The sequence below is a fragment of the Thalassovita gelatinovora genome (assembly GCF_001458355.1).
Taxonomy (GTDB): Bacteria; Pseudomonadota; Alphaproteobacteria; order Rhodobacterales; family Rhodobacteraceae; genus Thalassobius; species Thalassobius gelatinovorus.
This window is the reverse complement of record NZ_CYSA01000025.1, coordinates 182659-200812: the sequence shown is the minus strand read 5'-3', so window position 1 is coordinate 200812 and position 18154 is coordinate 182659. Positions and strand designations below refer to the sequence as shown.

General features: G+C 57.2%; 20 protein-coding genes. 17 read left to right on the top strand and 3 right to left on the bottom strand.

The genetic code is table 11. The features are described 5' to 3' along the window. The first annotated feature begins 49 nt into the window (after positions 1-49). The 17 genes from TG4357_RS13225 (at position 50) to TG4357_RS20075 (ending at position 14373) form a co-directional block, all read left to right on the top strand. Complete coding sequence (locus tag TG4357_RS13225; protein WP_058263369.1) at positions 50-388, top strand: DUF2190 family protein; 339 nt, start codon at positions 50-52, stop codon at positions 386-388. 4 nt (positions 389-392) lie between these two features. Continuing rightward, positions 393-731 (top strand): head-tail joining protein, encoded by a 339-nt coding sequence (locus TG4357_RS13220; RefSeq protein WP_058263368.1) that lies wholly within the window; start codon positions 393-395, stop codon positions 729-731. Then, positions 731-1141, top strand: a complete 411-nt coding sequence (locus TG4357_RS13215) for a hypothetical protein (protein WP_058263367.1) — start codon at positions 731-733, stop codon at positions 1139-1141. Before TG4357_RS13220 ends, TG4357_RS13215 begins: the two co-directional genes overlap by 1 nt. 41 nt (positions 1142-1182) lie before the next feature. After that, positions 1183-1617 (top strand): phage tail tube protein, encoded by a 435-nt coding sequence (locus tag TG4357_RS13210; protein ID WP_058263366.1) that lies wholly within the window; start codon positions 1183-1185, stop codon positions 1615-1617. Then, positions 1614-1952, top strand: coding sequence for a hypothetical protein (locus tag TG4357_RS13205; RefSeq protein ID WP_058263365.1), 339 nt, complete (start codon positions 1614-1616; stop codon positions 1950-1952). Before TG4357_RS13210 ends, TG4357_RS13205 begins: the two co-directional genes overlap by 4 nt. 11 nt (positions 1953-1963) lie before the next feature. Then, on the top strand, positions 1964-2287 hold the full coding sequence (locus tag TG4357_RS13200) for a hypothetical protein (protein ID WP_058263364.1): 324 nt from the start codon (positions 1964-1966) through the stop codon (positions 2285-2287). Further along, positions 2284-4569 (top strand): phage tail tape measure protein, encoded by a 2286-nt coding sequence (locus TG4357_RS13195; protein ID WP_058263363.1) that lies wholly within the window; start codon positions 2284-2286, stop codon positions 4567-4569. The genes TG4357_RS13200 and TG4357_RS13195 overlap by 4 nt, the downstream gene beginning before the upstream one ends. Next, complete coding sequence (locus TG4357_RS13190; RefSeq protein WP_058263362.1) at positions 4569-5297, top strand: hypothetical protein; 729 nt, start codon at positions 4569-4571, stop codon at positions 5295-5297. The genes TG4357_RS13195 and TG4357_RS13190 overlap by 1 nt, the downstream gene beginning before the upstream one ends. Next, a complete protein-coding gene (locus tag TG4357_RS13185) occupies positions 5288-5872 on the top strand; it encodes a hypothetical protein (RefSeq protein ID WP_058263361.1) in 585 nt (194 codons plus the stop codon). Before TG4357_RS13190 ends, TG4357_RS13185 begins: the two co-directional genes overlap by 10 nt. Further along, complete coding sequence (locus tag TG4357_RS13180) at positions 5869-6291, top strand: DUF6950 family protein (RefSeq protein ID WP_139193609.1); 423 nt, start codon at positions 5869-5871, stop codon at positions 6289-6291. Before TG4357_RS13185 ends, TG4357_RS13180 begins: the two co-directional genes overlap by 4 nt. Beyond that, positions 6282-8420 carry a phage tail protein gene (locus TG4357_RS13175; protein WP_058263359.1) on the top strand — a complete coding sequence of 713 codons (2139 nt, stop codon included), beginning with the start codon at positions 6282-6284 and terminating at the stop codon, positions 8418-8420. The genes TG4357_RS13180 and TG4357_RS13175 overlap by 10 nt, the downstream gene beginning before the upstream one ends. Before the next feature lie 13 nt (positions 8421-8433). Next, on the top strand, positions 8434-10344 hold the full coding sequence (locus TG4357_RS13170; RefSeq protein WP_058263358.1) for a sialate O-acetylesterase: 1911 nt from the start codon (positions 8434-8436) through the stop codon (positions 10342-10344). A gap of 12 nt (positions 10345-10356) precedes the next feature. Then, on the top strand, positions 10357-11115 hold the full coding sequence (locus tag TG4357_RS13165) for a hypothetical protein (protein ID WP_058263357.1): 759 nt from the start codon (positions 10357-10359) through the stop codon (positions 11113-11115). An 83-nt stretch (positions 11116-11198) separates the two neighbouring features. Then, positions 11199-11528, top strand: coding sequence for a hypothetical protein (locus TG4357_RS13160; protein WP_058263356.1), 330 nt, complete (start codon positions 11199-11201; stop codon positions 11526-11528). A 128-nt stretch (positions 11529-11656) separates the two neighbouring features. Beyond that, entirely contained in the window at positions 11657-12385 is a 729-nt protein-coding gene (locus TG4357_RS13155; RefSeq protein WP_058263355.1) for an NlpC/P60 family protein, read from the top strand. A gap of 1 nt (position 12386) precedes the next feature. Beyond that, complete coding sequence (locus TG4357_RS13150; RefSeq protein WP_058263354.1) at positions 12387-12749, top strand: bacteriophage spanin2 family protein; 363 nt, start codon at positions 12387-12389, stop codon at positions 12747-12749. 316 nt (positions 12750-13065) lie between these two features. Continuing rightward, positions 13066-14373 (top strand): DNA cytosine methyltransferase, encoded by a 1308-nt coding sequence (locus tag TG4357_RS20075; RefSeq protein ID WP_074646889.1) that lies wholly within the window; start codon positions 13066-13068, stop codon positions 14371-14373. Here the strand turns inward: TG4357_RS20075 and TG4357_RS19330 are convergent. The 3 genes from TG4357_RS19330 to TG4357_RS13135 form a co-directional block, all read right to left on the bottom strand. Next, positions 14254-15183 (bottom strand): response regulator transcription factor, encoded by a 930-nt coding sequence (locus TG4357_RS19330; RefSeq protein WP_058263353.1) that lies wholly within the window; start codon positions 15181-15183, stop codon positions 14254-14256. The genes TG4357_RS20075 and TG4357_RS19330 overlap by 120 nt on opposite strands. Beyond that, on the bottom strand, positions 15180-17540 hold the full coding sequence (locus TG4357_RS13140) for an ATP-binding protein (RefSeq protein ID WP_199484654.1): 2361 nt from the start codon (positions 17538-17540) through the stop codon (positions 15180-15182). The genes TG4357_RS19330 and TG4357_RS13140 overlap by 4 nt, the downstream gene beginning before the upstream one ends. 309 nt (positions 17541-17849) lie before the next feature. Then, the gene (locus TG4357_RS13135) at positions 17850-18107 is read right to left on the bottom strand and encodes a hypothetical protein (RefSeq protein ID WP_058263352.1); all 258 of its coding nucleotides are present in this window, start codon (positions 18105-18107) and stop codon (positions 17850-17852) included. Between the last annotated feature and the right edge of the window lie 47 nt (positions 18108-18154).

Below are 18154 nucleotides of genomic sequence, written 5' to 3'. Positions count from 1 at the left end.
GTCGCGCCGGTTTTCTTTTCTGATCCGCGAAACCTGAAAGGAAAACGCGATGAAAAACTATGTGAATGCGGGAACCAACCTGACAATCGCCGCCCCCGCTAATGTTGTTGCCGGTCAGCCGCTGCTGGTTGGCTCCTTGTTCGGCGTGGTCTCCAATGATGCCGCTTCCGGCACCAATACCGTGCTGGTGCGCCGGGGAATGTTCAGTGACATGCCCAAGGTTGCCGCTGAGACCTGGGGGCTTGGCGATCCGGTTTACTGGGATGCTACGGCTGAAGCCTTTTCCACCGATGGCACCGACAACGTACTGGTCGGCACCGCGCCGGAACCGGCAGCAGAAAACGCGGCCACGGCGCGTGTGCTTCTGGATGGCGTGATCCGCGTCTAATCTGATGGCGCGGGTGTTTAAGGGTATGGCTGGGGTGCTTAACAAAGCATTGGGTGCCCCGGTCACAATCATTCCTCAGGCAGGCGAGGAATACGTTCTTCTGGGGATTTTTCGCAGGGAACCGATAGAGGTCGCCACCTCAGAAGGAGAGGCCACCTTGATGCTGGCATCCTCGCTCAAGGTGCGGCGGGATCAGGCCGATGGATTGAATACCGATGATCTGGTGGAGCCTTCGGTCCTGCCGGGCGCGCGGTATCGGGTGGGCAATATCGTGCCGAGTGCATCGCCTGCTGACGATGGGTTCCTCTATTGCGAACTTCTTCGGGAAGAGGGGGAATTTTAATGCCCCATTATCGCACCGATATTCGCAAACAGGCCCTGACGCTGGTTTCCGGGCTTCCTGAACTACAGGGCTATACCTGCAAGGCGCATTTTCCAAAGTCAATTTCGGACAAGGACTTGCCTGTCGTCGCGGTGGGAACACCGCGAGAGCGCCGCCATGGCGACGGTCTGGACAGTCAGGAGGCCCAGATTGATCTGATCGTCGTCGTCAAGAAAAAGGGCGGCGCGGATATTGAGGATGAGCTGGATGAGATAGGCAACGTCATTGAAGATCTGCTGATCGCCCAGATGGGGGCGAACGGCGAGTTGGAAACTACCGAAATCTCGACCGCCGTGGATGGCGCGGGGGAAACCCGTGTTGGAACGCTGGTGATCACCTTCACCGCCCGGGTGGGCCTGACACTTTCATAAATCAACCGGCTGCGATCGCGGCCTAATCAGGAGGGCATGCTATGCCTGTAAGTAGCGGTGCCGTGCGCGGTCACGGTTCGTTTATCCGTATCGGTCGGGGCGAGACCCCGGCTTGGACAAAGCTGGTCGGGGTGGAAGAGTTCGACTTTCCCGATCAGACCCCGGATGACATTGACGTCACTCATCTGGAAAGCCCCGGTGATACCGAAGAGGTCATGCCGGGCATGAACAAGGCATCGAGTTGGAAGATCAATGTTCACCATGTACCTGGTGGCGACACTGAAACCCTTCTTGCCGATCTGGCCGAGACCAAGGAACATATAATCCTTGAAATCAACGTCGTCGGGGCGGCGGTGGCGAAACAATTTGTCGCCTATGTGAACAGCTACCGGCCCACCGGCATCAAGTCCAAAGACAAGATGATGGCTGAGGTGAGCCTTGCGGTCATGGCCAAAGTGGATCCGTTGGTCACATGAGCGGCGGGAACCTGAAAGGGGAGGTTCGTATCCCTGATGGCGATATGACCTGGACCGTGGTCATGAACTTTAACACGCTATGCGACTTTGAAGAGGTTTCTGGCGAGGAAAGTGCTCTGGATTTTGTGGAGCGGCTGGAACAGGGTGAGACGATCAGCGCCACGCGCATGCGTCAACTGTTCTATTGCGGGCTGAAACAAAGTCACCCTGAGGTGGATCTGGCAGATGCCGGGCGGTTGCTTTCGGACCATCCCGATGCGGTGTTGCAAGCCATGATGGCAGCGTCTCCAACCGCATCGGATCTGGGGGAAGATGAGGGCGGTTCGGGAAACTGACCGGGGATGCGGTGCAATCCATCGCATCCCTGTATTCCCTTTATTGCGAAGCGGGGTTTGCAGAGGAAACTTTCTGGACGCTGACCCCGCGGCGTTATCTGATCGTCATGCGCGGCGCACAAAAGCGCCGGGCAGAGCGGATCGCAGACACGGCTGAGGCCGCGTGGGTCGGGTTTCACGTCGAACGCAAAGACCTTGATCGCTATTGCGCGGCCTTGCGGGGTGAGGATCTTACTCAACCGCCTGAGGCCTTGGGTAGCGTTCTGACCTCGGCCAGCACGGGCATGGCGGTGGTCAGTTGGCCTGAATATCTAGCACAAAGGAAAGATACATGAGCTTTGCGGGCCGGTTGAAGGCTGTGCTTGGGTTGGATAACGGCCCGTTCAAGCGCGGATTGGGGGACGCCAAGGGCAGCGTTCGCGGCTTTGTCGGTGCCGTGCGCGGTATGATTGGCCCGCTGGCGGTTGCGATGGGGGCTGCCCTGTCGGTTAACGCCGTGCGGGGTGCTATGGCCAATATCGACGCGCAAGCCAAGCTGGCGCGCTCGCTTGGAACCTCTGTCAGCTCGATGCAGGTGCTGGAACGTGCTGCAGATTTGACGGGCGTCTCTATGGGGCAGGTGGAACAGGGGACAATCGCCCTGACCAAGCGGCTATCTCAGGCCGCCCAAGGATCGGGGCCTGCCGTCAAGGCGCTGGCGATGCTGAAACTCAACGCCGAAGGTCTTCAGCAATTGCCGCTGGATGAGCGTTTGATCGCGATCCAGGAGGCAATGGAAAAATACGTACCAGCAGCGCAGCGCGCGGCTGTGGCCTCAGACCTGTTTGGCGCACGTGCGGGGGTGATTTTTAGCCGTCTCGATGGGGCCGCACTACGTCAGGCCAAGGCCGAGATGGAGGCCTTTGGTTTTGCCCTTTCGGAAACCGATGCTGCGAAGGTGGAGGAAGCCAATGATGCCATTTCCAAGATCGGGTTGACCACCTCGGCGCTCGGAAATCGGCTGGCCGTCAGCTTGGCACCGTTCCTGAAAGAAGTTTCTCAGGGGTTTGCGGAGCTGCTGCGGGGCGGCGGGGCTTTGAACCTAGGGCTGGCAGCGATTGGTCAGCAAATTTCTTCGGTTACCTCTGTTGCATTTGATCTGATCCGTATTGCGGGCGCTGCAGCGAGCGAATTTGTCGGTTGGGTGCAAAGCTTGTCGGAAGGCGAGGGCGCTGTTGCAGGTTTTCTTGGCCTTGCTGGATCGGTTGTGAGCATCTTTCAGACCCTCTTTCAGGGGGTCGGCAAAGGGATCGGTTTTTTTGCTGACCTGATTGAGACAACTGGCGGGTTTGGCGAAGCGCTTACGGCGCTGAAACCGGTCGCGGCAGAGGTATGGGACCGTATGAAGCTCGGGGCGCAGTCGATGGCGTATGCCGTCGCCGCCCGCTGGGGTGATATTAAGGCGGCGATCCTTGAGGCGTTGGATGGGGCAATTGATGGCACCGTGACCTTTGGCAACCGTGCCATTGGGGCCTTTGTCGGGGCCTATAAGGGGATCAAGACTGCCTGGTCAAAGCTTCCGGCTGCGATTGGGGATCTGGTGATCCAGGCGGCGAACTCGGTTGTTGGCGGTGTGGAAAGCCTGCTGAACGGGGTGGTTACGCGGATCAACTCATTTCTTGAGAAAATCAACACGATCTTGGCAAAACTACCTGATTGGGCAGGTGGACAGGCCAAGGTCGGGCTTCTGGATGAGGTCAGTTTTGAGGGCCTGCCGAACAAGTTTGCGGGCGAGGCGGCAGATGCGGGCGCGGCGGCTGGTGAGGCATTTTCCGAGGCGTTCAATCAGCGCTATTTCGACCCGCCTTCAACGGGTTTGCGGGGGAGTGCCGCTAGCGAAAGAGGTCTGGCCAATACCTATCGCGGAATTGCGGAAAGCCTTCGGGATTTGGCAGCTTCGCCCCTTTCTTCGATCGAGGCTCTGCGCCAGCAGGTCACCGAAGCGGCGGCGGAGGCAGAGAGTGCGTTGGGGGATACTAAAACCGCCTCTGATGATCTTGGAAACAGTCTGCAAAATACCGGAAGTAGCGGATCTGGTGCCCTGAAAAAAGTCAAGGACAGTGCGTCTAAGGTGGCCGATGGATTGAAGGGAATGCGCAGTGCGGGAAAGTCGGCATTTGTCGAGCTGGTGACCGGCGCAAAATCTTTAAAACAGGCGTTGGCCGATATGTTCGCAAAGTGGGCGCAGATTGGGGCCAGCAACCTGTTTGACAGTCTGTTTCCCGGGGGTGGTCTGCTGTCGAAGTCTCAAAGCATTACGGGCTTGATTAGCAAGGCGGGGTCCAAACAGATCATGCCGCTGTCTCGAATGGGGGGAGTTCTGGACATGCTAAATGACAGCCGGATCGTTCCAAGCGACATTTCCAAACGGATGACCGGCGGGGTCGTAGGCGGCGCTTCCAATGCACAGCGGTTCGCCATGTCGATTGGGTTCGACAAGAGTGTGAACAGTTTCGTAGCCGTTATGCGTGACGTGGCTGGCAACGTAGTTGCAGAGGCGTCCGCGCCGATCTCACAGCGCGGCGCTGAGCTGGCGCTGGACCGCATGTCCAAGACAAAGTCCGGCTGGGGAATGTAATGCCAAACGTCTATTCATGGCCGCCGGTCGGGCTGATCGGCCATGCGCATACGATCAGCCGTCCGGTGCAGATGGTCCGCGATCTGAAAGGAACGCCGGTGTTCAGCCAGTCAGAGCCAACCCGCAGGCAGGTGTCAGCGATGGTTTCCGGTGTGGCATTTCGTGGGGAAAGCGGCGGTTATATCGAAGCTCTGAAAGCGATCCTTGACGGTAAGGAGCCGTTCGTGCGGATGAAACCGAAGCCACGCCATTGGTGGCGGCTGGGGCATCGCCTGGGGGTGCGCGGTCAACAACAGGTCAATTTTGTTGCCGGACCAGTCGATGCTTTGCTGAAGGATGGCGCAATCACGGTCAACCTGGTGGCCGGTGATGAAATCATCGGAACAGCCGGGATTAACGGGTTCGATTATCTCGATTGCACAGGGTTCGCGCCGAACACTCTGGTGGCGCTGCCATCCGAGGCCGTCAGCGTTGATGGTCATACGGCGCGCTGCATTGGCCGCTACCAGTCGGATGCGACCGGCGCGGCGCGGATCTATCTGGATGCGGCGCTGCCGTCCGGGTCGGTGGTGATCGGGCGCGAAGAAAGCATCGCGTTCTATATCGAGGAATTCCCAAGCGCCTCGCAGCCGCTTTCGGGTGGATACAGCTATGATTTCCAACTGACCGAAATATTTGAAGACGAATACCCCGACGGGTTCACTGAGGTCGATGTTCCATGGACTTGAAGCGCGTTGTCGATCCTGTCCTGCTGGCTGAGCTATCGAAGCCGATGTTTCATCCCATTGCCCTGTTGCATGTGGATTGGCCGGTCACGCCGCTGCGGGTGCATTCGGGTCGCGGCAACCTGACATGGGGCGGCGATCTGTACAAAGGGCTTGGAAAGATCGGCAAGGTGTCCGTGCCGGGCGAGGATATCGGCCTGGTTCCGGGCGAGGCAGTGTTGCAGCTGGTCGGCCCGATTGCCGAGGTGCTGGGCGATGTGGCTGAACAACAGGCGCGCGGGCGGCTGGTGCAAATCTGGGTCGGCTGCACGACCAAGGCGGGCGGCAACGTGCTGATCGGCGATCCGTTCGAAGCGTTCGCGGGCGCGATTGACGAAAACAACTTCGAACTGTCGCCAGATCGCACGGCGGCGCGGTTGTCGCTGCAGGTGAAATCCGGCCCTTCGGCGCGGTCATCCGCCCGGATCGTGCATTCTGATGAGGCGCAGCAGGCAGCGTATCCCGGCGACACGCTGTTTCGCCGGGTGGCGCATGCCGCGAAATGGCGGACAAACCCGCCGCAATGGCCCGCCCCATGACAGGGGTCAGATCGGTGTCACGGCAGGCCGCGCTGGATGCGGCCCTGTCTTGCATGTCCGGGGGCTTTGTCTGGGGTCGCTCGGATTGCTGCCATGCCGCCTGCGCGGCTTTCTGTCAGTTGTGGTCGGTCAATCCGATGCGCGCCGTTCCAAGCTATGACAGCGCTTTGAGCGCGGCGCTTTACGTGCGGCGCAATGGCGGTGCGCGGGCCTGCATCGGGCGTCACATGGAAGATGCCGGGCTGGTGATCTCCGCATCGCTGCCGGGTGTTCTTGGCTTGTTGAGTGTGCCCGGCGATTGCTGGACCTGGGCGCTTGGCCTGTGCCTTGGGGATGGGGAATTCGCGGTGCATGGGGATGGGGAATTGATCGTCATGCGCGCTGACGCGATCTGTTGGGGGATGCCGGAATGGGGCTGACCACGGTTTGGGCGCTGATCCAGAACGGTGTGACGATGGGGGCGGCGCTGACCGCCACCTATGGCGCGGTCGGCGCGGCGGTTATCCGTCTTGCTGCCAGCATGGCAATCAATCATGTCGCCAACAGGCTGGCCGGGCGCAGTCAGGAAGACACCAAGCGCGATCTGCGCTTTCCGACGTCGTTGCCCGAAGTGCGGTTCCCTTATGGCCTGTGGCGCGCGCCGGGCACGGTGCTGCCTTGGCCGGTTGTAGGCGAGTATGCTTATGCCTGCTGGCTGGTCAGCAGCCGCGAAAGTCACGGCGAATTTTCGGTCTATCTCGACAACCGATTGGTTGAGCTGTCGGGTGATCCTTACGACATGACCGGCGCGGGGGCTGTCGCCACCAACGATCCGTTCCTGGATCACGTCACGATCTGGATCGGTCGCGGTGATCAGACCCAGCCGCCGCAAGTTTTCCTGACCGAAGCGGGCTGGATCGAAGGCGGCGACGATTTGCTGTGGAAGGCCAGCGATGCGGGGAAGGGCACGACGCTGGTCTTTGCCCGGCTGAAGGCGGGCCGTGCCGGGCAGCGGTCCGAACGCTGGCCTGCCTCCACGCCGCAACTGGATCTGGAAGGCAAGTTTACCAAGGTCTGGGACATGCGCGACCCGGCGCAGGATCCAGACGATCCGGCCACATGGGAATGGCGCGAGAACCTGTCGCTTTGCACTCTCGACGCGGCGCGGATGAACCCGTTTCGGCCCTATGACCTGACCTTCGTGATGCGGGATCAGTTCGAAGGCTGGGCGGATAGTTCGGATGACGTCATGCCGCTGCAATCGGGCGGGTCCGAACCGCGCTACACGATTAGCGGCGTTGTGGTCTTCGACGGCAGTGAAATCGAGGATCTGCTGACGCCGATGGCGATGACAGGTGCAGCCCGGTTAAGCTTTGTCGGGGGCAGGTTGGGGGTCATTCCCGGCGCATGGCGTACACCGCTGCCCGCGATCGAACAAAGCCTTGACGGGCTGAGCTTCAAGAGCCTGCGCAAAAGCGACGACCTGTGGACGCAGTTGCGCGTGACCTATTCACCGCTGACCCGTGGGGGCGAGGCGGGCGAGTTGAGGCCGTGGGATATTCCGGGCGCAGCGGCGGCGGACGGTGGCAATCCGAAGATCAAGACGATTGACCTCGGATTATGTCGCAGCGGCACTCAGGCGCAGCGGGTGCGCAACATCCTGGGCAAGCAGAACCGGCTGCAGAAATCCGCCACGCTGGTCGCGCCGCCGCGCAATATCGAGGCAATGACAGGGTCGATCGTGCCGCTGGGCCTGCCTGACCCTTACGGGACGCATATGAACGGGACTTACGAAGTTGCCGAGGCACATCCCGCCGCTGACCCGGTGGGGTCCGACGGATACGCGCTGCGCTGTCCTGTGGTTCTGATTGAGACGTCGCAGGAGGTGTTCGCCTGGGATCCGGCAACGGATGAGGAACCGATCGTTGATCCGCCCTATGACGGCACCCGCGACGGGGTGCAGTTGCCGGGGGTGCTGTCTGTCACCAGTGGGCCGGGTGTCGATCTTGATACCGGCGGTGCGATCATCCCGCGGTTCCGCTTTGCCTTCGACCCGTCCGGCAGCGCCGGGGTGCTGGCCTATGAATGGGAATGGAAGGCCGGAACCGATGCTTATCAAAGCGGCGGGTCGGTCGATGCCGAAGTGATCGACGGGGTGGGTGATGTGTTTTTCCATCTGCCTGTCTCGGACATCTCCCAGCCGCATGCGGCGCGGGTGCGCACCGTGGCCGAAGCGGGGCGCAGCGACTGGCGCGACGTGACGGGCATCTATTACGCCTTCACGCTGGCCTCGGTCGTGGCGACGGCTGGCGCGGGCGAGGCGAATTTCACCGCGACCGCGCCTGCCAGCGCCGTGTTCCGTGGCGTCCGGGTCTATCGCGGCGCGGTGGGCAGCGATCTGAGCGCCGCCGCCATGGTTCTGGGGCTGCAGGAATTCGCGCCCGGCGCGGCGATCGATGTGACGGCGGGGCCGATGGCATCCGGGTCATATGATTTCTGGCTGGTGCCAGTCACTCAAACCGGCAGCGACAGCGGGTCCGCCGGTCCTTTCACACTGACCATCACATAAAGCGGAGCATCAAATGCCGATTGATGAAATCAATCTGACCCTGACCGGGTCGGATCCAAAAGAGCTGGACGTTGCCGAGATCGAAGGCAAGGTCAATGCCGTGGTCGGGCAGGCCAATTCCGAACTTGCTGGCAAGAGCGCGGCGGGGCACGGCCATGCTATCGAGGATGTCGCTGATTTGCAGGCCGCAATTGATGCCTCCACAGATGGTAAGGTTAGCGACAGTATTCTTGATCTTGTCGCCAAGGCGTACGCCCTCGGGGCGAATAGCCTCAATGCGATGGTGACGTTCGGGGCGAAGGGAACCCGTCGCGTCCCCTTCGCAGTTGAGCCGGATGGGTCGCTATATATCGGGCCGTACAGGATGCGGGTGAGCGTGGCGAACAGCCTGGGCCTGATCCATTCCATTACGAACCGGGCCGGAAAGCTGTTTTTTGGCGTCTCAAAATACGGCGATATGTACTTCCCCGGCGGCAAAGTCCGTCCTCTGGGGGACAATAGCTTGGGGTCTCTGTTGTCTTTTGGCCCGACCGGCAAGTCGTGGTTCTATATCAACAAGGATCACGAATTTGAGGCCAAGACAGCCGGACCTCTGGTATACGAGCGCGCCGGGGATATTTATGCGCTGGAAGGCAATGTCGAAACGCGCCTGACCGAGACCGGTGACAACGCGCATGGTCGCTATGTCGGTCATGGTCGAGTGCAGTTCATGTCCACCCGGCGACGTGGTGTGGCCCTGCGCTATGAATGCTCGATCGCAGACCCGAGCGACTATGAGGTGGCCTATGGGACCAAGGCCGCGTTCGAGGGGTTCGTTCACGAGGGGCAATCAAACATGGACGGCGGCGCGAATCCGGCAGTCGATACCGTACCGTTCGATGAAGAACGTGCTTTCAAATTCGTGAATGGCCCTATTGGGCGCTATGACGAAGACATTGGCCCAGAAATTGTGCCTCTGGCCGAGGAAGACTACCAGACCCAAGCTTCGTCTTGCGCCCAAGACCTGCTTCGTTATCGCCCCGCCATGAAATTGCTGATGCTGGGTCACGCCATCGGCGGCAAGCAGATCGAAGAACTGTGGAAGGGTGGAACAGAGGGCGCATACGAGCGGATCATCACCCAGCTTGGTTACGCCGCACAGCTTCCCGGTGGAACACGCGTTCTGGCAAAAATTCTAAACCAAGGGGAAGCCGATTCGATTACCCTCGATTTGAATTGGGATGACGACGTGGAGCAATGGTTGGACGACAGCAACGTCGATATGTTGGCGGCTTTGGATCAAACCGACAAGCTGGTGCTGGCAATGTTCCAGACGTCCAGTATCGCGCGCTATATGGAAAGCAACCCGGACGGGTTCACCACGCCTCTGTTGCAGCTTGCCGCGATGAAGCGCCGGACCGACATGTTCATCATCGGGCCGCAATACCAGCACACCTTTCTTGAGGGCGGATACCAAAGCCACTACGACGTGAACGGTCATCGTGACGCCGGGGAAAAGACAGCTCAGGCGCTCTACCAGATCGTATTCAAGGGGGAAGACTGGCAGCCCACACAGTGGACCGATGTCACCGTGGATAACGACACATTCGTGCTGGATTACACCTGCCCGGTCGGGGCCATCGTTTCGGACGACACCACGACCATCGCGGACCCCGGCAATCTTGGCTTCAATTTGGTCGATGCTGCATCGACCACCATCGGGTCGGTCACGCAAACCGGCGACAGGCAGCTAACCATCCAATGCTCTGCCAACATCGTTGCGGGAAACCGCCTGTCCAACGCGATCCACAACGGGGACTCTGGTTACTCCGGTCGCCTGCGTGGAACCCGAAGCTGCATCCATGACGAAGACCCGAAGGTGGGGTCGTACACATCCAACAATCTCTTCAATCACGCAATCGCCCAAGAATACACTCACGTATAAGGAACCTAAAAAATGACCGGAGCTAAGTTTGAATTCAACGTCGATCTGCCTGCTGGTGTGGATCTCCCGACATTGACCGAATACAGCAGCAGCGCCGCCGAAGCGCAAATGCTTGCCCAACCGGAACTGCGCGAATTCTTCGACGCCACCGACACCAGCCGGATGACGCTGGAGGACACTAATCGGTGTGCAAATCTCGTTGGCGTTAAAAACGGTCTCGACTGGACAGCAGCAACTACGGCCAGGCCAACATATATCGACGGGGCGTTTGGTACACGTGCGGGGCTGTATTTCGACGGTATTGCCAACACTATGCAAAGCGTCGGTCTGTTCACTGGTGCCCCGCGCTGGTCGGCGTCGATGGTCTTCTTTGAAACGTCCAATGATGGGACGTCCAAGATCATCTTGACAGATACCAGTGACAGCGGCCCGAACGTCTACCATGCGAACTATACAATGCGCGCGTACAATAATGACGTGTCTGTGAATATCCCAAACATCGCCGTTAGCGCGACAATCGTCCACGTCACGGCTGACACCATCGCGGCGCTTGCATCGATCATTTCGGGGGCCATCTCTGCACAGGACGACATTGCCGGGTCTCGCCTGACGCCGCCGAACGGTGATGCCACCTTGGGCAGCTCTGGTACAGGGGGTAATTTTTTCAAGGGGTACGTGGGGTCGCTGGCAATCTGGAATGCAGACTTGTGGGATAAGACCTATTTGCGGGATTTGTTCGACAACTACGCGAAATCTCATTTCCGGCTGTAACAGGCTCTGAGCCGTTGTGCTGCATTACCAGTCACCAGATGCACCGGCCCTGTGGCCGGTTTTTTTATGAGGGGGTAGGGCCGATGGATGACCCGAACTTGTTCGCTCAAATCTTCAACCAGCGCGGGGCGCTACTGACCTTTTTCGGCGTCCTGGGCGGCATGGTTCGATCGGCTACGATCCGAACCACATGGCGCGAAGGTCTGCGGGTCAGCTTTATCGGCGGGGCCACGGCCTTCGGCGTCGGCGTTCTTGGCCCGATGCTGGCCCGGCCATGGATCGGCGATCTGCCGGATGGCATGGAAACCGCCCTGGGGACGCTCTGCGCGGCGGCATTCATCGTCGGGCTGATAGCTGTCACCATCATCGAACGGATGATCGAAGGCAAAACCATCACGACGGCGGAAGACTGATGCGCCATCACATCCGCCGGGAAAAAACCGATCCGGCATCGGACATGTGGCGCACCTTGCGGATTGGCTTGTCGATCGGGCTGATCCTGCTGCTGGTCCTGCCGCTTTTCATCAACTGAGGATCTGACATGTCACAGACATTCGACGTGCGCTGGCTGCAGCGCGCGCTAAAAACGCTTGGCTTCAATCCCGGCCCGATCGATGGGATCAAGGGGCCGAAAACCGACGCCGCGATCGTTGCGTTCAAGCGCCGGATCGGGTTCCGTCAACGGCCCTATGTTGGGCCGATCACGCTGGCCGCGTTGCAGGGTGCCGTGGTCGAGGCGATGCCGACCCGGTTCGGCCCAGACACCGCGCCGGAACCGCCGTGGCTGGTCGAGATTTCCAAATTCATCGGTCTGCACGAGGTCCGCGACAATGCCGCCGTGCGCGCCTGGCTGCGCTCTGACGGGGCCACTTTGGGCGATCCGGCACAGTTTCCATGGTGCGGCGATGCCGCCGCCACGGCTCTGAAAAAGGCGCTACCGGATGAAGCTTGGCCCGACCGGCTGGATGCAAACCCGTATTGGGCGCGAAACTTCACCGGGTTCGGGATCGCATGCCGGGACGTTTACGGCGCGGTCTTCGTGTTCAGCCGGGGCAAGGGTGGGCATGTCGGCTTTGCCATCGGGCGCAGCGCGGACGGCAGTCGCTACCGGATCCGGGGCGGCAACCAGGGTGACATGATCCGCGATAGCTGGATGGCGGCCAGCCGCGTTCTGGCGCGGCGCTGGCCCGCGACATGGCCCGCCGCCTATCAGCGCCCCTTGCCGGTGCTGGACGCGTCCGGCGCGGTTCTCAGCGTGAACGAGGCGTGAGGTGATCCGCTGGATCGCGCTTTCGCTGGTCCTGTCGGTCGCGGGTTGCAGCCCGTCCACCGCGGTCAAACTGCTGACCGGCGGCGGCCCGAACGTCGCGGCGAACGGGCAGGGGGGCCGGACCAATGTGCAGGCGATCGGGCAGACCGCCGTCACCGATCAGAAGATCGTCCGGCCACAGGCGCGCTCGATTGAGCAGAGCGCTGGTGAAACCGGAGTGCGCGCCGAGGCGGTTCAATCCGTCACGGTGCATAACGAAGCACCGCCCTGGGTGTGGATCATCGCCATTCTGGCGGTCGGCATGGCCGGAGCCGCGCTGGCAGATGAGATCCGCGACCGGATGGCGCGGCGCGGCGTTAAGTGACCCAGGGGGGGCGGGGATGGGCGGGAAGTGTGAATTCGCTGCGAGTGCGAAATCAAAGTGGAACTATATTAAGCGGACTTTTCAAGTTGATTTGTGACGAACTGGCGGTGTCAGTGTGCAACCGGTTTTGTAAGAACTGATATCCGCTGCTTGCAAGGCCGTCGCTTAAAAGCCATTGTCATTTCGTGGTCAAAATTGCCTGCGCACCACGGAGCATGCTCGTTAAGGTAACATCTTGGTTGTCAGACAAGAATTCAGGAACACATCAAGTGCTAGAACCTGGACATCAAGTGCAAACAGCTTGTATAAGGCTGCAATGAACTATACTTGCATCGATCTTTTTGCAGGATGCGGCGGGCTGTCGTTGGGCCTGGGGCAAGCAGGCTTTAAGCACTTGTTTGCAATCGAGGCTCACCCCCACGCTTATGCTACCTATCATCGCAACCTAGTCGTCGGGAAAGACTACCAGCAGAGATGGCCCAAATGGCTCGATCAGAGCGCGCATGACATTCTCGATGTTGTAGGTGGCAAGAACGCTGAATTGAAGCAGCTTCGTGGGAGAGTTGACCTCGTAGCAGGCGGTCCGCCTTGCCAAGGCTTCAGCATGAATGGACGGCGAGACCCTTCAGATCCTCGAAGTCAGATGATCAACGCCTATTTTGCTTTCGTCGATTTGGTGCGACCACGAGCTGTTCTATTAGAGAACGTCCAAGGTTTTGCCTCAATGCCTCACGAAGCGCACGGTAACTATCCAAACTTTGCCAAGGCAAAGTTGGATGAGCTTGGCTACGATGCTTTTGAAACAATCGTTCTAGCCTCAGACTATGGGGTGCCACAGCGAAGGCCAAGATACCTGCTTATAGGTATCGAAAAAGGGTCCTTGCCGGGGGTAAACCCTGTAGAGCGGCTTAAAGTAGGCAGAAAACACTTCTTACAGAAGCTCGGCCTTAGTCTGAAACCGACATCTACTTTCGAAGCGTTGTCTGATTTGGAGACCCGAACTGGTGTTCTAATCGATGACCCAGACTTTGGATCGCGTGGGTTTAAGGCTTTGGACTACAAAGCCCCAAAAACAAAGTCCGCATATCTGCGCTTGATGAGAGATGGTTGGCCTGGCAAGCCGTCGGATATGAGGCTGGCAAGACACTCTGATCGCCTAGTGGAACGATTTAAAGACATTTTAGAAAACTGTCCTCTTGGACAATGCATTTCCCCAGAAGATCGGGAACGTTTTAGGATCAAAAAGCGCTCGATTACCCCGTTAGACCCTACTCAACCTGCTCCGACCATCACGACGCTACCAGATGATCTTGTCCACTACAGTGAGCCTAGAACAATGACCGTTCGTGAGCACGCCCGGATACAGTCTTTTCCGGATTGGTTTAAGTTCTGCGGCCCGTATACAACTGGGGGGCACCGAAGGAAGTACGATTGTCCACGGTACACTCAGGTTGGGAATGCGGTCCCGCCGCTTCTGGCAAGAGCTATTGGTGAAACCATCGCATCAGTCCTTCGTGATCAAGATATCAGAAATCTGCCGGACAGCTCTCAATTGACTAAGGAAGGTGCTCCGATGGCCTGGGAAGTCGTCGACGGTCATGAAAGGCTTCCCGTTTCGATCTAGAATTAGCCAACCTTTGTCATTACGTGTTTCAAGAGCGTGGCCCAAGACGTTGCGGACTTCTAAGACGCTATCGCGGTAGTTTTTTGTTGCCGCCCGAAGTGCTCTGAGCTCGTCTTTTGCCTCTCCGTCGGGCATGCTCGCAATGTGTTTCCGGAGCAACTCCCTAAATAGGTTGAAGGATTTCATACTGTCGGTAGCTGGATGATCAATTCGTTCGGATAGGTTGGTCTGCGCTGGGAATTTTGCAAGGTTTGCCGCTGACTGGTCGCAAACCGCTTTATCAAGGAAGCTAGTCGCAATCCCCTCCGCGTCCCCGACAGCTAGCTCCAAGATAACCTTCCTGCAAATCACATCAACTTCAGCAACAACCTCCATCGCCAACCCACGCATTCCCGACAATCTGTTGAGCGTATGAGCGTAGTCCTGAATCAACTCACTTGCTCGAGCGGTAAAGTTGTCCCGGTTAGCACAAAAGACACCTTCGATCCGGTCTTTCGCCATCCGGTCCCGCAGGCCCGCCTCAGTATCGCCGCTGCTGTAGAATAGAATTGGTGTCGAGCGAAACAATCGACGTATCTCCGGGGCCAGTTCATCACCTCGGACACCTCCGGCAAGCCCGAGATCGAGAAGTACCAAGTCAAAAGCGTGATAGCTTCGCTGGCGCTTGGCTAACTCCACTATGTCAGCGCCATCCACTGAAACGGTAATTTCAAGCTCGAAACCGGCATCAGCTGCGCCTCGACGTATCTCTTCTTCTTCTTGTGGCGAAAAGTTATCCTCGATCCACAATAACCCGAACTGGAGCTTCACTTGGCTTTCTCCGGAATTGTAATAATGAAATCAGCTCGAACGGTGTCAGATTTCGGATCGAACCGAATTCCCCCACCCATCTCTTCAAGAACTTGCGCTACATGAAATAGGCCAAGGCCGGTCCCGTTGTGTGTACCAGTATAGTGTTTTTCAAAAACCCGATCTCGATCAATTCTATCAAGATCGAAACCCTGGCCATCATCACTTACCCGAAGCTCAAGCTTGCCTTTGCTTTGCGACGGCTGAGCTATGAACCAGATGTCTTGGGCCTTCGCCTTTCTGGCATTATCGACCAAATTGTCGACGACGACCGCAAGGTCAAATGGTGAAAACTCGCACTCCAACGCATCAACTTTGGACTCAAAGTGAACTCTGGGTGCTCTTCCGGTGTCCGCCAGCATTACCGCAAAATACTCGTTGAGATACTCAATAATGTCACCTTGAATATGGCTTGTTTCAAGATCGACTTTGATATTCGGGGCAAAGCGCGAAATGGTCTGAAGACGATTGTTTTCCAGACGGATATAGGAAAAGTCATCCATTAGAGTGCGCAGAATTTTTCTCAGGGCACCAGCCAAATCTTCAAAATCGTCAGGTTCCATCTCATCTGCGTCAGCAAGCATTTTCATCGCATCTTGAGCACCGCTTAGTCCTCGAGTGGTGCTTGAAGCTACATGACCAGAATAAATGTTAACTTGGTGCAGAAGTAATTGAATACGTTCGGCATCCAAGTTTTGGCTAGCCGCGAGATAACGGGATTGCTTTTCAAGCTGAACAATCCGCGCGTCTGATTGTGCTCGTTCCTCAGCAACCCGATTTGCCTCTTTGCGAGCTTCTGCTTCCGCTTTTTCGAGCTCAGCAATTCTTGCGCGGGTCTGCTCAATACGCTTCAAAAGATTTGTGTCGCCATCTCTTTCCGCGATGGAAATGAGGTCTGACAGTGCCTTCTCCGTGGCGGCTTCCTTGGCATCGGCTAGATCGAGAATGTCCTGATCAAAATCTAGTATCTCCAACTCTTTGGTGCGGGCAAGACCTCCGACGATTTGAAGAATTCTGGCCTTCGCTGGATCGCCTTCAAGCCCTTCAGGAGTATCTCGCCCCTGATCAGCCTTGTCTTTCCAATTCACCCCAACAACATAGCGCTCAAGGCGCTTGATCATTTTTTCGAGAATGGCGTCGAAAAGGGCTCTGCTATTGGCATCTTCGATTAAGCCTGCATCGCGGCTCGACGCTTCTCGAAACATCTTCGGAGGGGCACCAACATCGACCCTGCCTAAGACATCTCTAGTGCCTAGGTATCTTGATGTGCCCTGCTGCTTTCTTCGGTTGAGGCCGAAAGTGTCGTCTCGTTCTTCACCGATTGGGAAAATTCGAAATCCATTCAAGAAAAGAAAAATACTTCCAAATTCGACGGAAGTGACCTTCATGCGATGTCCAAATGTAGCTTTCGCGCTTCGATTCAGGTAGAAAACCTCCCCAGAAACATCACATCTGTCCAATTCCGAATAAGGATTGGGTTCTGAGATTTTGTAGATTCTGCGACCACGATCAACGAGCTCAGTAACAACATTTCCTTTTTCTATGGTGACTTTAATTCGTGATGTCTTGCCGCGAAGGACATCTGCAATGTTGTTGCCAATAGGGCCGTTCAATTCGTCGTGTTCATCTGAACCTATGAGATAGGTAACAACATTGATTGAATCTGTGGTCCCAAATGGATCGATAAGCTTGGCAAGATAGGCCCGCAACTTCTTTAGGTTGGCTTCGTCCCAGTGATGGCGCAGTCCACTGATCTCCAGGACTGTTCCGGTGCCATTTGGCGCTGTTGCTGCGCCCAAACTGGGGAAATCAGTGTGTTCGTCTATGTCTACAAGAACATTTTTGAACTCGTCCTTGCTATCAAGTTCGAATTTTTCCCAATCAACTGAAAGGCCGACAGCGGTAGAAGAGGTCTTTTTCGATCTGGAAAACAGTTCCAGTGATGAGCCCAACGTATCGCAGGAAAATCTACCAATACCTTTGCTGCCTGCGTAGCCACCGACGGACTTGATCTTATCTCGGTAGTCTCCGGTGCCGTCATCTTCGCTGCCGTCAGCTTTCGCTGAATAAGCTACAAACAACCACTTCTCAGCTATGTCATCAACGTCCATCCCTTTGCCATCGTCAACAATCCGAATTGCGTCTGACTCAGGATCTATCTCAAGTTGGATCAGGGTAGCACCTGCGTCCACTGAGTTCTTTACGAGTTCAAAAATAGCGACGAATTCATTCGTAACCAGATCGCGCCCGATTACGTCCTTTAGGTGTGTGCTAACTTTGAACGGCCTTTGGATAGACATGTCGCGAAAATCCGCCATCAAGCTCGCCGAGTCCAGTGTGCTCTTATCTTTTTTGTAAAATACTTGCCCATGTGGTCAATCCAGTTTCTAGCTCAGGTCACCCATGAGGGGCTAAGCGGAAGACGGACTTTCCCACTAGCGATCTTGCATCGACTTCGCTGCTTCAAGTTTTGCTGCTGCAGCGAATGGCGGGTTTGACGGGCCGCACCGCAGCATCCCGATCGGCAGGTGAAAGGCAGCTCTGGGCCGTTTACGACGTCTTGCAGGAGGGACCGTAGAGCGACCAATCGCTTCAAGTTGCGCGAATGATTGAAAAACCAAAATTGGCTACAAGAGACGCCCAACTCGCCGCCAAACACCTTGTTCCTTGATATTGCCCTTGATCCATGCCTGGCGTTGCAGCTCTTGAGTTTGCTCAAACGCATTCGCGCCATATTTGAAAAGGACTTGGTGAGCAAGCATCTGAAGATCTTCGCGCGGGACAACAAACGGCCAGATGTATAATTGCCAGATGTGCCAAAGGCCAACCAATGCCGGAACTGCCAGCAAAACGACTAAATAAATAAATAATATAATATTATTCATTGTGAATCTGCCGTGACTGAACAAAATAAGTAAATGAACACTCGGAG